The following is a 15,637-nucleotide window of genomic DNA, read 5'->3' as shown; positions in this document are numbered from 1 at the left end:
AGGCAAGATGTTTGATGCAGTGATCATCGCTGCTGAAGAGGGCGCTCCAACGAACCCTCTCATCCCAGCGGTCTACGACATCGTCTGGTCTGCCGTCGTCTTCATCATCATCCTCGGCTTCTTCTGGAAGCTGGTCCTGCCCAAGGTGCAGAAGCTCCTCGACGACCGCGCAGCGGCCATCGAGGGCAACATCGCCAAGGCCGATGAAGCGCAGAAGCAGGCCGAAGCGGCGCTCGAGCAGTACAACGCTCAGCTCGCCGAGGCCCGTCAGGAAGCCGGCCGCATCCGCGAGCAGGCTCGTGTCGAGGGTCAGACGATCCTCGCCGAGCTCAAGGAGCAGGCCACGGTCGAAGCCGCTCGCGTCACCGCGAGCGCTCAGGCACAGATCGAAGCCGAGCGTCAGGCGGCCGTCGTGTCGCTGCGTGCCGAGGTCGGCACGCTCGCACTCGACCTCGCCAGTGGCGTCATCGGCGAGACGCTGAACGACGACGCGAAGGCCACGGCGGTCGTCGACCGGTTCCTCGCGGACCTCGAAGCGTCGGAGAAGGCAGCCAAGTAATGGGAAGCGCGACCAGAGAAGCACTCGCCTCGTCGAAGGAGGCCCTCGCCGCCCTCGGCGCCGGGGCCGATCTGGCCACCGCGGACGGACTGTTCGCAGCGGGCCGGGCCATCGGCGGCTCGAGCCACCTGAGCGCAGCGCTCAGCGACCCCGCAGCCGACGCCGGTGCCAAGCGCACCGTCGTCGAGCGGATCTTCGGCACCCAGCTGAGCGCTCAGGCGCTCGGCCTGCTGCAGACCGTCGTCTCCGGCCGCTGGTCCAGCGAGGCCGACCTGCTCGCGGGCATCGAGGAGCTCGGCCTCCGGGCCGCCTCGATCTCCGCCGGCGCTCAGGGCGACATCGAGGCCGAGCTGTTCGAGTTCGGGAAGCTCGTGTCGAGCAACCACGAGCTCGAACTCGCCCTCAGCAGCAAGCTCGGCTCGTCCGCTGCGAAGGGTGCCCTCGCGGCGTCCCTCCTCGCGGGCAAGGCGAGCCCGCAGACCGTCAGCATCGTCGGTCAGCTCGTGCAGCAGCCCCGTGACCGTCGGATCGGAGAACTGCTCCGGTACGCATCAGGCATCGTCGCCGACCAGCAGGGCCTCGCGGTCGCCACGGTCACGGCAGCCGCACCGATCGAGGCGTCGCAGCTCCAGCGCCTCGAGCGCCACCTCGCCACGGCCTACGGCCGTCAGGTGAAGATCAACCAGGTGATCGACCCCGCCGTCGTCGGTGGACTGCGCGTGCAGCTCGGGGACGACGTCATCGACGGCAGCCTCGCTGCCCGACTGAACGACCTCCGTCTGCAACTGGCCGGATAACGGCCCGTGCAGCGCGGGGACCGGCCCGACTGTCTCCACAACTCAAGACGTTGATCCTGACGGATCGCACCTCTCGGAACCCCCGGGTTCCACAACCAAAAGGAACATGATGGCAGAACTCACGATCAGCCCAGACGAGATCCGGGATGCTCTCAAGGACTTCGTCAAGGCCTACGAGCCCGGCACCGCCGCGGCCACCGAGGTCGGACGCGTGATCGATGCCGCTGACGGCATCGCCCACGTCGAGGGCCTCCCGGGCGCCATGGCGAACGAGCTCCTCCGCTTCGCGAACGGCACCCTCGGCCTTGCGCTCAACCTCGACGAGCACGAGATCGGCGTCGTCGTCCTCGGTGAGTTCGACGAGATCGTCGAAGGCATGGACGTCACCCGCACGGGCGAGGTCCTCTCGGTCCCCGTCGGCGACGGCTACCTCGGCCGTGTCGTCGACACGCTTGGCAACCCGATCGACGGCCTCGGCGAGATCGCCAGCACCGGCCGCCGCGCACTGGAGCTCCAGGCTCCGGGCGTCATGCAGCGCAAGTCGGTGCACGAGCCGCTCCAGACCGGCATCAAGGCAATCGACGCCATGATCCCCGTCGGCCGCGGCCAGCGCCAGCTCATCATCGGCGACCGCCAGACCGGCAAGACCGCCATCGCGATCGACACCATCATCAACCAGAAGGCCAACTGGGACTCGGGCGACGTCAACAAGCAGGTCCGCTGCATCTACGTCGCCATCGGCCAGAAGGGCTCGACCATCGCCTCCGTCAAGGGTGCGCTGGAAGAGGCCGGCGCGCTCGAGTACACGACGATCGTCGCCTCGCCTGCGTCCGACCCGGCCGGCTTCAAGTACCTCGCCCCCTACACCGGTTCGGCCATCGGCCAGCACTGGATGTACGAGGGCAAGCACGTCCTGATCATCTTCGACGACCTGTCGAAGCAGGCCGAGGCCTACCGTGCCGTCTCCCTCCTCCTCCGTCGTCCGCCGGGACGCGAGGCCTACCCGGGTGACGTCTTCTACCTCCACTCCCGTCTGCTGGAGCGTTGCGCGAAGCTGTCCGACGAGCTCGGCGCCGGGTCGATGACGGGTCTGCCCATCATCGAGACCAAGGCGAACGACGTCTCCGCGTACATCCCGACCAACGTGATCTCCATCACCGACGGCCAGATCTTCCTGCAGTCCGATCTCTTCAACTCCAACCAGCGCCCCGCGGTCGACGTCGGTATCTCCGTCTCGCGCGTCGGTGGTGACGCTCAGGTGAAGAGCATCAAGAAGGTCTCCGGAACGCTGAAGCTCGAGCTCGCGCAGTACCGCTCGCTCGAGGCGTTCGCGATGTTCGCATCCGACCTCGACGCGGCCAGCCGCCGTCAGCTCGCCCGTGGTGCCCGCCTCACCGAGCTGCTCAAGCAGCCGCAGTACTCGCCGTACCCCGTCGAGGAGCAGGTCGTCTCCATCTGGGCCGGAACCAAGGGCAAGCTGGACGACGTCCCGGTGGAGGACGTCCTCCGCTTCGAGCGCGAACTGCTCGACTACCTGGGTCGGAACACCGAGGTCCTCTCCACGCTGCGCGACACGAACGTGCTCGACGACGACACCGTCTCGAAGCTCGATGCCGCTGTCGACCAGTTCAAGCTCGAGTTCCAGACGGGCGAGGGCGCTGCCCTCGGTTCGGAGCAGGTCGAGGAGCTCCCGGTTGAAGACGTCAACCAGGAGAAGATCGTGAAGGGTCGCCGCTAGTCCATGGGCGCTCAACTCCGGGTCTACACGCAGAAGATCAAGTCTGCGCAGACGACCAAGAAGATCACGAAGGCGATGGAGCTCATCGCCGCGTCGCGCATCCAGAAGGCGCAGGCGCGGGTGGCGGCATCCGGACCCTATTCTCGTGCGATCACTCGTGCCGTGTCCGCCGTCGCGACGTACTCCAACGTCGACCACGTGCTCACGACCGAGCCGGAGAAGGTTGAGCGGGCTGCGGTCGTCGTGTTCGCATCCGACCGAGGCCTCGCCGGCGCCTTCAACTCGCAGGTCCTCCGTGAGGCCGCCGAGCTGACCGAGCTCCTGCGCAGCCAGGGCAAGGACGTCACGCACTACCTCGTGGGCCGCAAGGCCGTCGCCTACTTCACGTTCCGACGGATGCAGGCTGCAGGGGAGTGGGTCGGCAACACGGAGAACCCCGACTTCGCCACGGCGCAGGAGATCAGCGAGTCCATCCTCAAGGCGTTCCTCACGGACGCCTCCCAGGGTGGCGTCGACGAGATCCACATCGTCTACAACCGCCTCGTGAGCATGATGACGCAGACCCCCGAGGTCGTCCGTCTCCTGCCGCTCGAGGTCGTCGAAGGCGTCGAGGAGCCCACCGACACCGCTGTGCTGCCGCTGTACGAGTTCGAGCCGGATGCGGAGAGCGTGCTCGATGCACTGCTCCCGAACTACATCGAGAGCCGGATCTTCAACGCGCTGTTGCAGTCCTCCGCCGCGAAGCACGCCGCGACGCAGAAGGCGATGAAGTCGGCCAGCGACAACGCCGACAAGCTCATCACCGACTACACCCGCCTCCGCAACAACGCGAGGCAGGCCGAGATCACCCAGCAGATTTCCGAAATCGTTGGCGGCGCAGACGCGCTCTCGTCCTAGTCATCGCAACACGCACACGTATCTGTAGAGACAGAGAAGAGAAGAACATGACTCCCACCGCAACTGCCGAGCAGGGCGCTGCAGAGGTGAAGGCCGGCGCCGTCGGCCGCATCTCCCGCGTCACCGGCCCGGTCGTCGACATCGAGTTCCCGCACGACGCGATCCCGGGCATCTACAACGCCCTGAAGACCAGCGTCGTGATCGGCGAGCAGACGATGGTCCTCACGCTCGAGGTCGCACAGCACCTCGGTGACGACCTCGTCCGCGCCATCGCCCTGAACCCCACGGACGGCCTCGTCCGCGGCCAGGAGGTCACCGACACGGGTTCGCCCATCTCGGTGCCCGTCGGCGACGTCACCAAGGGCAAGGTCTTCAACGTCATCGGCGAGGTGCTCAACGCCGAGCCCGGCGAGCAGATCGAGATCACCGAGCGCTGGCCGATCCACCGTCAGCCGCCGCCCTTCGACCAGCTCGAGTCGAAGACGCAGCTGTTCGAGACCGGCATCAAGGTCATCGACCTCCTGACGCCGTACGTCCTCGGCGGCAAGATCGGTCTCTTCGGTGGTGCCGGTGTCGGCAAGACCGTCCTCATCCAGGAGATGATCCAGCGCGTCGCGCAAGACCACGGTGGTGTGTCGGTGTTCGCCGGTGTCGGTGAGCGCACCCGTGAGGGCAACGACCTCATCCACGAGATGGAAGAGGCGGGTGTCTTCGAGAAGACGGCCCTCGTGTTCGGCCAGATGGACGAGCCGCCGGGAACGCGTCTGCGCGTCGCCCTCTCCGCGCTGACGATGGCGGAGTACTTCCGCGACGTCCAGAAGCAGGACGTGCTGCTCTTCATCGACAACATCTTCCGCTTCACCCAGGCCGGTTCCGAGGTGTCGACCCTGCTCGGTCGCATGCCGTCCGCCGTGGGCTACCAGCCGAACCTCGCCGACGAGATGGGTCTCCTCCAGGAGCGCATCACCTCGACGCGTGGTCACTCGATCACCTCGCTGCAGGCGATCTACGTCCCCGCCGACGACTACACCGACCCGGCACCGGCGACCACCTTCGCGCACCTCGACGCGACGACCGAGCTCTCCCGCGAGATCGCGTCGAAGGGTCTGTACCCGGCCGTCGACCCGCTGACCTCGACGAGCCGTATCCTCGACCCCCGCTACCTGGGTGCCGACCACTACCGCGTCGCCACCACGGTCAAGCAGATCCTCCAGAAGAACAAGGAACTGCAGGAGATCATCGCCATCCTCGGTGTCGACGAGCTCTCTGAGGAAGACAAGATCACGGTGTCGCGTGCGCGCCGGATCCAGCAGTTCCTCTCGCAGAACACCTACATGGCGAAGAAGTTCACCGGTGTCGAGGGCTCGACCGTCCCGCTGAAGGACACCATCGAGTCGTTCGACGCCATCGCCAAGGGTGAGTTCGACCACGTCGCCGAGCAGGCCTTCTTCAACGTCGGTTCCATCACCGACGTCGAAGAGAAGTGGGCTCAGATCCAGAAGGACAACGGCTAAGCATGGCTTCCGCTCCTCTGACCGTGAGCGTCGTCGCGGCCGACCACGAAGTGTGGTCCGGCCCGGCACGCCAGCTGATCGCGAAGACCGTCGACGGCGAGATCGGTATCCTGCCCGGCCACGAGCCGATGCTGGCCATCCTCGCCGCCGGTGAGGTCCGTGTCACGCTCGAAGACGGCTCGAAGATCGTCGCGAACGCTGAAGACGGCTTCCTGTCGGTCGAGAACAACACCGTCACCGTCGTGGCCGGCAACGCCACGCTCGTGACCAGCTCCTGATTCAGTGCTGATCCTCCTTCCCCCTTCGGAGACGAAGCGGGACGGCGGCGACGGACGAGCCCTGGACACCGCCCTGCTGCGGTTTCCAGGGCTCTCCTCGTCCCGGAATGATTGCCTCGGCGCCCTGGTGTCGCTCGCTGCCGATGAGGCCGCGACGGTGAAGGCGCTGAAGCTCGGCCCCAAGCAGCTCGGTGAGGTCCAGCGCAACCGCGTGGCGGCGACGTCTTCGACGATGCCGGCGATCGACCGGTACACGGGGGTGCTGTACGACGCGCTCGATGGTGCCACGCTCTCAGCGGACGCGCGACGCTTCGCCGCTGAGCACCTGGTCGTGCACTCGGCGTTGCTCGGCCCGGTCGGCGCGCTCGATCCCATTCCGGCGTATCGGCTCTCCCACGACTCCAGGCTCCCCGGGTTCGTCCTGAAACGTCACTGGGCGGTGCCGGTCGCGCGAGAGTTGGACGCCGTCCAGGGTGTCTTGCTGGACCTGCGCTCGGAAGGCTACGCGTCGCTCGGGCCGTTGCCGGACCGCGTCGGTGCCGTCTACCTGCGTGTGCTCACGGTCGGTGACGATGGCCGCCGTCGTGCGCTCAACCACTTCAACAAGCAGGGCAAGGGCCGGTTCACCCGCGCGATGCTGGAGGCCGGTGTCGACCACCCTGATGTCGACTCGTTGCTCGAGTGGGCGCGGTCGACCGGATGGGTGCTCGATATCCACTCCCGTGCCGACGACGGTCGGGTGACGGAGCTCGCCCTCGTCGTCTGATACCTCCGGATCAGGGAGTGCTCTCGGAGCGCCAGCAGCCGACGAGGTGGTCGTCGACGAGGCCTCCGGACTGCATGAGGGCGTACATCGTCGTCGGGCCGACGAACCGGTAGCCGCGCTTCCGCAGGTGGGCGCTGAGCGCGGTGGACTCGGGGGTCACCGCGGGAACCTCCGTCCACTGGGCGAACCGTGCGGGCCGTGGCGGGGGAGCGAAGCTCCAGAGGATCTCGTCCAGGTCGTCGCCCAGCTCGAGGGCGGTGCGGGCATTGCCGATGACCGCGTTGATCTTCCCGCGGTGCCGGATGATCCGGGCGTCCTCGAGCAGGCTCTCGACATCCGCCTCCGTCAACGCTGCGACGGCGTCGAGGTCGAAGCCGTGGAACCGTTCCCGGAAAGCCGGTCGCTTCCGGAGGATCGTGATCCAGGAGAGCCCGGCCTGGAACCCTTCGAGACTGATCTTCTCGAAAACCTGCCGCTGTCCGTGGAGCGGTACGCCCCACTCCTCGTCGTGATAGCGCTGGTACTCCGCGTCCGTCCCGGCCCAGGCGCAGCGGGTCAGGCCGTCGGTGCCGACGATGGTCGGGGAGGCTGGACTCATCGGCGGTACGGGATCCCTTCGTGGTCGAGGAGCCAGCGTTTGGTGGCCGGTCCGTCTCCGCCAGAATAGCCCGTCACGATCCGCCCGGTTCCGAGGACGCGATGACAGGGGATGAGGAGTGCGATGGTGTTCGCCCGGACCGCCTGGCCGGCCGCCCGGCCGCCCTGCGGGGCACCGGCCGCGGCCGCAAGGGCGCCGTACCCGATGGAGTCGCCGAACGGCACCTCGCCGAGCGCCGACCAGACCGCCTGCTGGAACGGCGTGCCGGTCGTGATGAGCGCGAGGTCGAACACGGTGCGTCGTCCGCGGAAGTACTCGTCGATCTGCTCCGCGGCGTCGAGGAGGACCGCGGTGGGGCGTTCGTCCACGCCGTCGAGGGGGAGTCGCCCGTGGTGCTCGAAGCGCACGGCTGAGACCGCGTCGTCGACGGAGCGGAGCTCGATCCGCCCCACCGGCGTCGGCATCCTGAGGAAGCCCTCGGTGGTCGGGTCGGCGATGACGGAGCAGGGGAGTACGGGAGCGGTGACGGTGAGGTGTGTGGTCATGCACCGAGCGTAGGAAGCCCGTGATCGGCGCGATGCGTCACGTGGGCCTGGCCGCGGCGTCGGGGGCCGACGGGTGCCTGTGGAGGACGGTCGGGCTAGCCTGGATGCATGTCTGATCTCAGCTATCGCCCACTCGGTCGCAGCGGCCTCCTCGTCTCAGCTGTCGGCATCGGCTGCAACAACTTCGGACGCGAGGGCACGGTCACCGAGAGCCTGGACGGCACGCGAGCCGTCGTCGACGCGGCCATTGACGCCGGAGTCACCCTCTTCGACACCGCCGACATCTACGGCCGGGAGTACGGGCTGAGCGAACAACTCCTCGGGCAGGCGATCGCCGGACGGCGGGATGAGATCGTGCTCGCGACCAAGTTCGGCCATGTGGACTACGAGAGCCCGATCCCGAACTGGGGTGCCAAGGGCTCCCGTCGCTACATCCGGCTCGCGGTCGAAGGTTCGCTCCGCCGCCTGGGCACCGACTGGATCGACCTGTACCAGCTGCACACCCCAGACCCGTTCACGCCCATCGAGGAGACGATCGCGGCCCTGGACGAGCTCGTCCACGAGGGGAAGATCCGCTACGCCGGCCACTCGAACTTCGCCGGTTGGCAGCTGACCGAGGCGGACTGGGCGGCTCGCACCGCCGGCCACCCCGCCTTCATCTCGGCCCAGAACGAGTACAGCCTGCTCGTCCGGGGAGCGGAGCGCGAGCTGTTCCCGGCCATACGCGCCGCCGGCGTCGGCTTCCTCCCGTACTTCCCGCTCTACAACGGCCTGTTCACGGGGAAGTTCTCCCGCGACGGCGGGCCGGCCGACAGCCGCATCATGCGCCAGCGCAAGCACCTCCTCGACACGGCGCCCTGGGACGCGATCGAGGCCTACCAGGTCTTCTGCGACGAGCGCGGCATCTCCATGCTCGAGGCGACCTTCGGCTGGTTGCTCGCTCAGGACGGGCTCACGAGTGTCATCGCCGGTGCGACCACTCCGCAACAGATCCGCGCGAACGCCGCGGCCGGTTCGGCGTGGTCGCCGACCGCCGAGGAAGCGGCCTGGATCTCGGACCGCTTCCCCGTCGGTTGAGCCGTCCGGTCAGTCCTTCGAGCGGCGCTGCTCCGGGTCCTGCGTCTGCGGTTCCGTGGATGCGGCCGATGACCCCGGTGCGTCCGGGGACGCGAGCTGCCGGAGGTCGAGCTGGGCGGTCATCGTGCCGAAGTGCTCCGTGACCTGCTCCGAGACCTGATCCGACAGCTGTTCGCTCACGTCGGCTGAGACGCTCTCGGTGAGCTCTGCGGCGAACAGGCGGCGCTTCGCCCGCTGCTCCCGTCGCACCTCGATCCCGAATGCCTTGAACGACGAGATGCACATGAGGATGATCACGACGCTGAAGGGCAGCGCGGTGATGATGGCCGCCGTCTGCATCGATGCGAGACCGCCGGCAATCAGCAGCGAGATGGCCAGGAGGCTCGTCACGAGCGCCCACGCGATCCGCACCCGGTTCCGCGGTTCCGTGCCGCCGGTGGTGAGCATGCCCATCACGAGCGATCCCGAGTCGGCCGAGGTCACGAAGAACAGGAGGATGAGCAGCAGGGCACCGACGGTCGCGATCGATCCGCCAGGGAGCCCGGCGAGCATGTTGAACAGGGCGGTGTTGAGATCCACCGGGCCGTCGGCGCCGCTGAAGTCACGGCCCTCCAGCGACTGCATGATGGCGGTGCCGCCGAGCACGGCGAACCAGAGGAAGGTGACGAGGGTCGGGACGAGCAGGACGCCGAGCACGAACTGCCGCACGGTGCGTCCCTTCGAGATGCGGGCGATGAAGACGCCGACGAAGGGCGCCCACGACATCCACCAGCCCCAGTAGAAGGTCGTCCACGAGGACTGCCAGGCCTCGCCCGCAGCACCCTGGTACGCGGAGACGTTGAAGGTGAGCCCGACCACGTTCTGGAGGTAGGCGCCCATGGCCTGCACCCATTCGCGGAGGAGGAACAGCGTCGGGCCGGCGAACAGGACGAAGAACAGCAGCAGCGCCGCGAGGACGAGGTTGGTGTTCGAGATCCACTTCATGCCCTTGTGCACGCCGGAGACGAGGGAGAAGATCGTGACGCCGGTGATCACGAGGATGAGGATGACCTGCGTGACGATGTTCGGTTCGGCGATGCCCGTGTACCCGAGCCCCGCGGAGATCTGCAGCACACCGAGGCCGAGCGAGGTCGCGACGCCGAACACGGTACCGATGACGGCGATCGCGTCGATCGCATTGCCCCAGCCGCCCTGCACGCGCTTGCCGAGCAACGGCTCGATCGACCACCGGATCGACATCGGGCGCCCCTTGCGATGCACGGCGTACGCCAGGGCCACACCCACGACCGCGTAGATCGACCAGGCGTGGAGTCCCCAGTGGAGATAGGTCTGACTCATGGCCTGCTGGGCCAGGGACTGCTGGGAGCCCGTGACCCCGGGGCGCGGCTCGAGGAAGTGTGTGAGCGGCTCACCGACGCCGTAGAAGACGAGCCCGATGCCCATCCCGGCGGCGAACAGCATGGAGAACCAGGACAGGAGCGAGAACTCCGGTTCGTCGTCGTCCTTGCCGAGCTTGATGTCGCCGAACTTCGAGACGGCGAAGACGATCGCCACGATGACGAACCCGGCGACGAGCAGGACGTAGTACCACCCGAGGCCTCCGATGATCCCGGACTGGATGGCGTTGAAGACGGACTCGGCCTGTTTCGGGAGCAGGATCGAGAACAGCGCGACACCGAGGATGACCACGAGGGCCGGCCCGAGCACCCAGGGGATGACCTTCGCGGGGGCGTCACCAGCCGCCGCGTCGGAGGTGGGGATGGTCTTCGTGCTCACGTGTGCGCTCCTCGGGCCGTGCGGGCGACCCTGCGTCGCCACGATCATCAAGGGTAGGGAGCCGCGGCGATCCGGACAACGTTGCGCAGCGGGCCCTGGTGTGCAGTCCGGCGTGCGCGCTCGTCGAGCGGCTGGGCGGTCCCGGACGCGTCGGTGCCTCTCGGACATCGCGCCCACCCCCACTCGGGGCACGGATTCGAGCGAATCGGCACCGTGGCGAGGCTTTGTCGGGCACAATTGCGGATGACCATGCAGGAGGATCCGTGCCGAGAACGCCCCGCGACCGACGACGTACCCGGACGGCCGTCGCCCTCGGCGTCGTCGCCGTCCTCCTCGCCGGCGGTGCGCTCGCGGTGTCGCTCGTGAGCCGCGTCCCGAACGCCGCTGCCGGCCCGTTCGACGGAGCGCAGTTGTACGTCGATCCGTCCTCGCTTGCCGCCCGAGCCGCCGCAGCCGATCCGGCGGCCGCGACCGAGGAACCGACGAGTTCCGCCACGGCCGGGACGAGCGGCGGTTCGAACGGCGACCCGAGCGACGTCGCCCAACAGCTCGCAGCGGCGGAGCGGCTCGCGGCGGAGCCGACCGCGATCTGGCTCGTGCCGGAGCGCTACCCGATCGGAACCGTCCGGGACACCGTCTCCGAGGTCGTCCGGTCCGCCGAGCGCTCCGGGTCCATGCCGGTCTTCACGGTCTACGGCGTGCCGGAGCGGGACTGCGGCAACCAGTCCGCCGGTGGGTTGTCGAGCGACGAGTACCAGGACTGGGTCGCCGAGATCGTCGCCGCCGTCGCGGATCACCGCGTCGCCGTGATCCTCGAACCGGATGCCGTCGCGCTCGCGCCGGACTGCGGTGACCGCACCGCGCGGATGCGGCAACTTGCAGCCGCGACCGAGCAGTTCGCGGACGCATCGGTCCCCGTGTACCTCGACGGCGGCCACTCCGACTGGCGACCGCCCGCCGAGATGGCCGAGCTCCTCCGGGAGGCCGGTGTCGCCGACGCAACGGGCTTCGCCACCAACGTCTCCAACTACAACACGACCGAGGACGAGATCGCCTATGCGGAGGAACTGAGCGGCCTCCTCGACGGCGCCCATTACGTGATCGACACCTCTCGGAACGGCAGTGGCTCGAACGGCGAATGGTGCAACCCGTCCGGCCGGACGGTGGGGCAGCAGCCCCTCACCGCGCAGGCCGAACACCTCGACGCGAACCTCTGGGTGAAAGCCCCCGGCGAGAGCGACGGAGCGTGCAACGGTGGCCCCCTTGCTGGGGTATGGTGGCCGGAGCAGGCCGTGCAACTGGCCAAGGGATTCAGCGCGTGGTGAGTCGGCAACGGCTACATCCGGCACGTCGCTGACGGGTGGAACGGGTAGGGGCATCGTGACCGAAGAGCTGAGCGAACGTCGGACCGCGGTCGTCATCGAAGACGACGCGGACATCCGCCAACTGCTCGAGACCGTTCTCGAGCAGGCCGGATTCGAGACCGTGTCCGCTGCGAACGGTCTGGACGGCGTCGAGGCGGTGCGGAGGCACAACCCCCTCGTCACGACCCTCGACGTCAGCATGCCGGGTATCGACGGCTTCGAGGCTGCCAAGCGCATCCGCGCCATCAGCTCCACCTACATCGTCATGCTGACCGCCCGAGGCGACGAGATCGACACCCTGCAGGGCCTCGACTCCGGCGCCGACGACTACATGACCAAGCCCTTCCGTCCGCGCGAGCTCCGTGCCCGCATCGAGGCGATGCTGCGTCGGCCTCGCGCGAACGGTGATGCTCCGGCCGTCGCCGCGGCGGCACCGGCGCAACCGGCTCCGACCGCGGTCGCGCCGGCTCCCGTTGCTCAGGTCGCGACTCCGCCGCTGCAGCAGCAGGTGTCGTCGCCCGACCCCACGATCGTCCACGAGACCGTCGCGCGTCATGCCGCTCCCGTCGGTCAGTCGGTCGTCCCGATCATCATGCAACCGGCTGCCGCAGCGCCCGACGACGGCGAGGGGTGGCTCGTCCACCGCGGTCTGAAGCTCAGCTCGGCCACCCGCATCGTCGAGGTCGACGGCACCGAGGTCGACCTCACGCGGAGCGAGTTCGACCTGTTGCAAGCACTGATGGAGTCCCGCCGTCGAGTGCGCAGCAAGGCGGACCTCGCGCTCATGCTCCGTGGCGAGAGCTACATCACGGCCTACTACGTCAGCGAAGCCGACAAGCGTGCGATCGAGGTGCATCTCGCCAACCTGCGACGGAAGCTCGCGGACAGCACCGTGGCCCCGCGGTTCATCGAGACGGTGCGCGGCGTCGGCTACCGCATGACCTCCGACGACTGAGACCACCGCGGTCCCGACCGCGACGGCGCCTCGCCGGCGACCAACGACGCCTGGTGGACGGAGCTCAGGATTCCGCTGCGTCTGCCGCGTCGAGTTCGAGCAGTCGTTCGCAGCTGCGGCGGCCGACCTCCTGGAGGGCGGTGTGGATCTCGCGTGCGCGTTCGAGTCGCCCCAGCTCGATCGCCTGGAGACCGGCACTCGCGAGTCCGGCCACCCCGATCACGCCCAGCATGACGCTGGAGGAGCGGATGCTGAGGAGGACGACCTTGGACTCGTCGGTGTCATGCGCGTCGAGCGCCGCTCCCAGACGTGCCAGACGGGTGGGCCACATCTCGACGTAGGTCTGGACGAACCGACGACGACTGCGCAGGTCGCCCGAGAGTTCTCGGAGCAACCTGCGCAGTTCGTCGGCGTCGACCGTGCCCGGGTCGGGGGACGTCACACGCGGTAGCCGCGCTGACGACGGATGAGCTTGCCGAACATGCTGAGCGTCTGCAGCACGGTGATGACGCCGAGGACCGGCCAGCCCGCCCAGAGGATCGTGGACTGGACGACGGGGGAGAGCTGGGTCCAGGCGGCGACGATCGCGATGATGGCGGCGAGGACGAACAGGAGCGGCGCGAGGTGCGCGTTGCCCGAGCCGCGTTCTGCCTTCGCCTGCTCGGCCCAGTTGTCGACCTTCTTGTTCGACGCGAACTTCGACCAGGCACGGATGAAGTGGCCCATGCGGATCCACATGTAGAACTCGGCTGGGAAGATGAGGACCGCGAAGAGGATGTCGCGGGCGTTCCGCTTCTTCATCGACAGCGCGATGCGCAGGTTGAGGAAGATGGCGACCAGCGGCGGGATGAGCCACACGGGGCTGAACACGAAGGCGTGGATCGACAGCGAACCGGCGAGCAGCACGACGAAGAGGATGCGCGTGACGATGTTGAGGAGCATCTCCGCGTTCTCGAGCCACCGCAGTCGCAAGTTCGGGTGGAACGGCTGCCCCTTGGTGTCGCCGCGCTGGCCGGGCCACATGAGCTCGATCGCTCCGTAGTTCCACTTCACCTGCTGGGCGTCGAGGGAGCGGACCGTGGTCATCCCACCGACGTCGGCACGGGCGCGGGCGCTGATCTTCGTGAGGTAGCCGGCGCTCTTGATCTGCAGCGACAGGAGCGAGTCCTCCACCTCGGAGTCCTTGACCCACGGGGTGGACTGGTGGTTCTGCTCCATCGCGTCGCGCAGGGCCTGGACGGAGAAGATCGAGTACTGCCCGCCGAGCACGGCCATGTTGCGGCCTCGGAGCATGTTCTGCATGTTGAACGCGGCGAACTGCGTGCGCTGGCCGGCGATGAGGAACGCCGGGACGAGCTGCTTCTTGAACGGCTCGTCGTCGATCGAGAAGATCGCGGAGATGCCGCCGATGCGACTGTCCGAGACGATCTCGGCTTCGAGCGACTCGATCGCGGTCGGGTCGGCGACCGTGTCACCGTCGACACCGAGCAGGTAGTCGTAGCCTTCGACGAGCGTGAAGCCGTAGTTGAGCGCGCCCACCTTCTTGTCGGGGTTCTTCCCGATGTCGTGGATGAACACCTCGGTGAACTGCTCGTAGCCGTCCTCGTCGACCCGGGAGTGCGGGCCGGCGTAGGGCGCGGCGACGTCGACCGACCGGTCCGTGGTGTTGTTGATGACCACGTGGATCACATCGGGCATCCGCGTCTGCTCGAGGAGGGACGCGAGCACCGCCGGCAGCGACTCCTCCTCGTTGTAGGCGGGGATGATGCACCCGATGGTCGCGCGGTACTCGGGGAGCGAGTTGACCGAGTCGATGAATTCGTTGGCATACGCTTCAAGTTCGGGCGCGAGAAGCGGCTGCGTCTGAATGTACCGAGGGTCAGGCTGCTGGGCGTTGGGCCGAGAGCTGTCCGGTCGCGCTTCGAGTTCTGACATCAGGGGTCCTGTTCCGAGTGGGTCGAGTGCAACGGTTCGCGCTGCAGTTGCAACTCTGCCGCGTTGGGCGCGGCTTTCGCGCGTGAATGCGATAGCGTCGGCTCAGGATTTCCTCAAGATTCGCGCTGGCCCCAGTTCGTGGGTCATATGGACCCTCGAGGGTCACTCGATCATCCCTCCGACACCCGCCAGGAGCCTCATGTCGAACCACCCAAGCCCGGTCCGGAACCGGCACGTCAGGCACGCCCTCCAGGCCGCGACCGCCGCCGCGCTCGTCCTCGGGCTGAGCGCCTGCGGGACGCCTCCGTGGGAGGAGCCTGGCGCGCAGCCGACCAGCTCGCCGCGCGTGTCGAAGACACCGAGGCCGACGGTGAGTGCGATCACCAACGAACTCGCGAGCGGGAGTGCCAAGCACACGCTCACGGCGGGCTCCGCCACCCTCACGGTCGACTACTGGTCCACACTGTCGATGGACGCGTGGACCGCGGACGTCAACAAACCGGTGAGCTTCTCGCTCAGCGGCGTGCTCAACCCCGACGACCTCCAGGCGCTCTATCTCTCGCGGGTGACGCTCACCACGACCGTCCACGGACCGAAGGGGCAGCTGGAGTCGCCTGCCCCGTTCACCGACCAGTCGACGGTGGCACCGGGGTACCTCATCAAGGCACCGTACAGCTACAGCCAGACGTTCGTCCTCCCCGAGGTGGACAGCACCGCGACCGGCGTCACCTTGACGATCACCTACGAGCTGCTGGTGCAGGCGACGCCGACGTCCGCCGAATATGCGAAGCAGACTGCGGTGGACACCCTCACCATCGCCATCGCCCCGCCCGCCTGA

16 protein-coding genes are annotated in these 15,637 nt (G+C 67.8%); 11 read left to right on the top strand and 5 right to left on the bottom strand.

The window, feature by feature from the left end:
• Positions 1 to 7: 7 nt before the first annotated feature.
• The 7 genes from IFU30_RS18550 to IFU30_RS18520 all read left to right on the top strand — a co-directional run bounded on the left by IFU30_RS18550 (position 8) and on the right by IFU30_RS18520 (position 6,549).
• Positions 8 to 559, top strand: a complete 552-nt coding sequence (locus IFU30_RS18550; RefSeq protein ID WP_064295311.1) for a F0F1 ATP synthase subunit B — start codon at positions 8 to 10, stop codon at positions 557 to 559.
• On the top strand, positions 559 to 1,356 hold the full coding sequence (locus IFU30_RS18545; protein ID WP_071262369.1) for a F0F1 ATP synthase subunit delta: 798 nt from the start codon (positions 559 to 561) through the stop codon (positions 1,354 to 1,356). The genes IFU30_RS18550 and IFU30_RS18545 overlap by 1 nt, the downstream gene beginning before the upstream one ends.
• Before the next feature lie 109 nt (positions 1,357 to 1,465).
• Positions 1,466 to 3,094 carry a F0F1 ATP synthase subunit alpha gene (atpA, locus tag IFU30_RS18540; protein WP_192006657.1) on the top strand — a complete coding sequence of 543 codons (1,629 nt, stop codon included), beginning with the start codon at positions 1,466 to 1,468 and terminating at the stop codon, positions 3,092 to 3,094.
• Between the two features lie 3 nt (positions 3,095 to 3,097).
• Positions 3,098 to 3,991: a F0F1 ATP synthase subunit gamma gene (locus IFU30_RS18535; RefSeq protein ID WP_192006656.1), complete on the top strand. Its 894-nt coding sequence runs from the start codon at positions 3,098 to 3,100 to the stop codon at positions 3,989 to 3,991.
• 47 nt (positions 3,992 to 4,038) lie between these two features.
• Complete coding sequence (gene atpD / locus IFU30_RS18530; protein ID WP_079707188.1) at positions 4,039 to 5,505, top strand: F0F1 ATP synthase subunit beta; 1,467 nt, start codon at positions 4,039 to 4,041, stop codon at positions 5,503 to 5,505.
• Positions 5,506 to 5,507: 2 nt separating this feature from the next.
• The gene (locus tag IFU30_RS18525; protein ID WP_064295316.1) at positions 5,508 to 5,783 is read left to right on the top strand and encodes a F0F1 ATP synthase subunit epsilon; all 276 of its coding nucleotides are present in this window, start codon (positions 5,508 to 5,510) and stop codon (positions 5,781 to 5,783) included.
• 4 nt (positions 5,784 to 5,787) lie between these two features.
• A complete protein-coding gene (locus IFU30_RS18520) occupies positions 5,788 to 6,549 on the top strand; it encodes a peroxide stress protein YaaA (protein WP_192006655.1) in 762 nt (253 codons plus the stop codon).
• A 10-nt stretch (positions 6,550 to 6,559) separates the two neighbouring features.
• Here IFU30_RS18520 and IFU30_RS18515 read toward each other — a convergent pair whose 3' ends face one another.
• Positions 6,560 to 7,147: a DNA-3-methyladenine glycosylase I gene (locus IFU30_RS18515; RefSeq protein ID WP_192006654.1), complete on the bottom strand. Its 588-nt coding sequence runs from the start codon at positions 7,145 to 7,147 to the stop codon at positions 6,560 to 6,562.
• A complete protein-coding gene (locus IFU30_RS18510) occupies positions 7,144 to 7,692 on the bottom strand; it encodes a methylated-DNA--[protein]-cysteine S-methyltransferase (RefSeq protein WP_249404925.1) in 549 nt (182 codons plus the stop codon). The genes IFU30_RS18515 and IFU30_RS18510 overlap by 4 nt, the downstream gene beginning before the upstream one ends.
• Positions 7,693 to 7,800: 108 nt before the next feature.
• On the opposite strand from IFU30_RS18510, the gene IFU30_RS18505 reads away from it, so the two are divergent.
• Positions 7,801 to 8,769, top strand: coding sequence for an aldo/keto reductase (locus tag IFU30_RS18505; RefSeq protein WP_192006653.1), 969 nt, complete (start codon positions 7,801 to 7,803; stop codon positions 8,767 to 8,769).
• A gap of 9 nt (positions 8,770 to 8,778) precedes the next feature.
• Here IFU30_RS18505 and IFU30_RS18500 read toward each other — a convergent pair whose 3' ends face one another.
• Positions 8,779 to 10,593, bottom strand: a complete 1,815-nt coding sequence (locus tag IFU30_RS18500) for a BCCT family transporter (protein ID WP_079707184.1) — start codon at positions 10,591 to 10,593, stop codon at positions 8,779 to 8,781.
• A gap of 215 nt (positions 10,594 to 10,808) precedes the next feature.
• Here IFU30_RS18500 and IFU30_RS18495 point away from each other — a divergent pair, with 215 nt between their 5' ends.
• Together IFU30_RS18495 and IFU30_RS18490 are read left to right on the top strand one after the other, a co-directional pair.
• Positions 10,809 to 11,870: a glycoside hydrolase family 6 protein gene (locus tag IFU30_RS18495; protein WP_161578601.1), complete on the top strand. Its 1,062-nt coding sequence runs from the start codon at positions 10,809 to 10,811 to the stop codon at positions 11,868 to 11,870.
• Between the two features lie 55 nt (positions 11,871 to 11,925).
• Positions 11,926 to 12,864, top strand: a complete 939-nt coding sequence (locus IFU30_RS18490) for a response regulator transcription factor (RefSeq protein WP_371742739.1) — start codon at positions 11,926 to 11,928, stop codon at positions 12,862 to 12,864.
• A 64-nt stretch (positions 12,865 to 12,928) separates the two neighbouring features.
• Here IFU30_RS18490 and IFU30_RS18485 read toward each other — a convergent pair whose 3' ends face one another.
• Entirely contained in the window at positions 12,929 to 13,306 is a 378-nt protein-coding gene (locus tag IFU30_RS18485) for a hypothetical protein (protein ID WP_137243289.1), read from the bottom strand.
• Complete coding sequence (locus IFU30_RS18480; protein WP_079707182.1) at positions 13,303 to 14,799, bottom strand: glycosyltransferase; 1,497 nt, start codon at positions 14,797 to 14,799, stop codon at positions 13,303 to 13,305. Before IFU30_RS18480 ends, IFU30_RS18485 begins: the two co-directional genes overlap by 4 nt.
• A 199-nt stretch (positions 14,800 to 14,998) precedes the next feature.
• Here IFU30_RS18480 and IFU30_RS18475 point away from each other — a divergent pair, with 199 nt between their 5' ends.
• Positions 14,999 to 15,637: a hypothetical protein gene (locus tag IFU30_RS18475; RefSeq protein WP_229939078.1), complete on the top strand. Its 639-nt coding sequence runs from the start codon at positions 14,999 to 15,001 to the stop codon at positions 15,635 to 15,637.

The sequence above is a fragment of the Plantibacter sp. CFBP 8798 genome (genome assembly GCF_014841195.1).
GTDB classification, from domain to species: Bacteria; Actinomycetota; Actinomycetes; order Actinomycetales; family Microbacteriaceae; genus Plantibacter; species Plantibacter auratus.
The sequence above is the reverse complement of the archived record's forward strand: the minus strand, read 5'-3'. Positions and strand labels throughout refer to the sequence as shown.